General features: G+C 39.0%; 2 protein-coding genes. Both read right to left on the bottom strand.

The window, feature by feature from the left end; translation table 11 throughout:
* Window positions 1-23: 23 nt before the first annotated feature.
* Window positions 24-1418, bottom strand: a complete 1395-nt coding sequence (locus V7L97_RS11970) for a mannose-1-phosphate guanylyltransferase/mannose-6-phosphate isomerase (protein WP_333656284.1) — start codon at window positions 1416-1418, stop codon at window positions 24-26.
* On the bottom strand, window positions 1415-2833 hold the full coding sequence (locus V7L97_RS11965) for a phosphomannomutase/phosphoglucomutase (RefSeq protein WP_333656283.1): 1419 nt from the start codon (window positions 2831-2833) through the stop codon (window positions 1415-1417). Before V7L97_RS11965 ends, V7L97_RS11970 begins: the two co-directional genes overlap by 4 nt.
* Window positions 2834-2894 lie beyond the last annotated feature (61 nt).

Raw genomic sequence — 2894 nt, 5'->3', positions numbered from 1 at the left:
TTTACCCGAATATTTTTTCATCTTCACCCTTGCCTTCCATAAACATCTTCCACCCTTACAATGTCGTCTTCTCCGACATATTCTCCGTTCTGAACTTCGATTATCTCCAGTGGTACCTTACCTGGATTTTCAAGTCTATGAAGCGTTGATTTAGGGACATATGCAGACTCATTTTCATGGATAAATATTTCTTTATCGCCTATCTTTACCTTTGCGGCTCCTCTTACGACCACCCAATGTTCTGATCTATGATAATGCATCTGCAGGCTGAGTTTTTCTTCAGGATTTACTACAATTTTTTTTATTTTATATCTCGGCCCTTCTTCAAGCACAGTATAATTTCCCCATGGTCTATAAGTTGTAACATTCTCCTCTATTTCCTTTCTACCTTCCTTTTTCAGTTTGTTCACTATATCTTTTACTTTCTGGGTTTCTCCCTTCTTTGCTACAAGAACCGCATCATCGGTTTCGATAATAAGATAATCATCAAGTCCTATGGTAGATATAAGCCGTTTATTGCCTATTATAAGAGTGTTCTGCGTGTCTGCCGTGATAATATTCCCTTTCTTGACATTTCCCATTTCGTCCTTATCAAGAATATTATAAATAGAATCCCATGAACCTATGTCATTCCAATAAAAATCTATGGGCAATAGGGCAACGTATTTTGATTTCTCCATCACAGCATAATCTATAGATATGGATGGCATACGATCAAAGTTCAAGACCATTTCATCAAATTCTACCTCAAGCATGTCTCCTATTTGAGGACTATGTGCTTTAAATTCATCAGTTATTGTTCTTATGGCAAAAGCAAACATTCCGGAATTCCAATAATAATGGTCGTCATTAAGATAGGATTGGGCCGTCTTTAAGTCAGGTTTCTCCGTAAAGCTATCCACTTTAAAAATTTTTTCCTCTTCAGATAGTTTATCGGAATTATTGATTTTTATATACCCATAGCCTGTTTCAGGCCTATCGGGTTTTACCCCAAATGTAACTATGTAACCTTCACTGGCAATATTAGTAGCTTTTTGCAGGTATCCGGCTAAAGAATCTTCAGGTCTGATTATGTGATCTGAAGGAGACACAAAAATTATCTCCTCCTCGCTGCAGCCTAATTTATCCATGCAATACCTTACTCCCAAAGCTATCGCAGGTGCGGTATTCTTGCTGTCCGGCTCAAGAATTATATTTTTTATCCCATACGAATTCAAGTCTGATTTCACATGAAATTTATAGTCGTTATTTGTAATAACAACTATATCATCGGGAGAGAGAGTTCCTAAAAATCTTTTTACCGCCTGCTGCAGTAAAGACTCATCTCCGTTCAATTTCAAAAACTGTTTGGGATAGCTTTTTCTCGAGAGCGGCCACAGCCTTGTACCGCAGCCTCCAGCCAGAATAAGAGCTTTCAATGAACCTCCATTGCCTCTTTAAGTTCTCTTTCCATAAAAAATCTATACTTCTCAAGATGCAAATCATCACTTGCTTCAACCCTCATTACCAGAACAGGCTGCGTGTTACTTGCCCGCAAAAGCGTCCACCCTTTCTCAAAAACCACCCTTACACCGTCTATGGTATTAAAATCCACGATTTCATATGGACTGCAGCCGGTGTTTTTGCACCGTACCAATCTTTCTATAACCTTTTCTACAACTTTTTTCTTGATGCTGTCACCGCAGTCAATCCTTATTTCTGGCGTATAAGCCATCCTTGGAATATCGGATAGTAGTTCTTTTAATTCCTTCCCTGATGTTTTCATTATTTCGACAAGCCTCAGGGTAGTATAAATAGCGTCGTCATACCCGAAATATCTATCTGCTATAAATATATGCCCGCTGAACTCGCCTGCAAGGACTGCCTGTTCATTCTTCATCTTTTGTTTTATTAAAGAGTGCCCCGTCTTCCACATTATGGGAGTCCCACCATGTTTTTTAATATCATCGAACATTAGCTGAGAACATTTAACATCACCTATTATCTTTGCGCCTTTGTTCTGCTTAAGCAACTCTCGGCTAAGAATAATCATGAGATGATCGCCCCATATGATATCGCCATCTCTATCAATTATACCTATTCTGTCGGCGTCACCGTCGTATCCTACTCCAAAATCAAACCCGGTTTTCATTGTCTCGTTAATTAAATCCTGCATATATTCCAAGACAGTAGGGTCGGGGTGGTGATTTGGAAAGTTTCCGTCTGGCTCACAATAAAGAGGTATTACCTCGCATCCGATGCCTTTAAGAATTTGAGGGACGAGAATGCCTGCTGTCCCATTGCCCGCGTCCACTACTACTTTCAACTTTCTGTATCTTGAATCGTTAAGATACGAAAACTCATTTAACATATACTTCTTGTAATCATTTATGATGTCATATCCTTCTACCCTTCCTGCCTTATTTGCGGTTATCCATTCCTTTTTCAATACTATCTCTTTTAACCTCTGTATAGTATCCCCATAAATCGTCTCTTTTCCAATACTTATTTTAAAGCCGTTGTATTCTGGAGGGTTATGACTACCGGTAACCATAATACCGCCGTCTAAATCCAAATGAAAAAGAGAAAAGTACTGAACGGGGGTAGGACAAATTCCAACATCGTACACATTAATTCCTGTAGATACAATTCCCTCAATGAGTCCAGATACTAACTCCTTTGAGGTGTTTCTTATATCTCTCCCAACGCTGACTTTGAGTTTAGAGTTTTGAGTTTTGATCTGTGAATTAAGATATGTCCCAAATGCCTTTCCGATCGCAACTGAAGTATTCATGGTAATGTCTTCGCCTGCAATCCCTCTTATATCGTATTCTCTAAAAATTTTTTCGTTCAATATTCCGGCACTGCTCCGCCCTCTCGGTTACATATCCGCATTTCTGCAGATTATAACCAAG

Origin of the sequence: Dissulfurispira sp. (assembly GCF_036745535.1) — a bacterium.
Classification (GTDB): Bacteria; Nitrospirota; Thermodesulfovibrionia; order Thermodesulfovibrionales; family Dissulfurispiraceae; genus Dissulfurispira.
The sequence above is the reverse complement of the archived record's forward strand: the minus strand, read 5'-3'. Positions and strand labels throughout refer to the sequence as shown.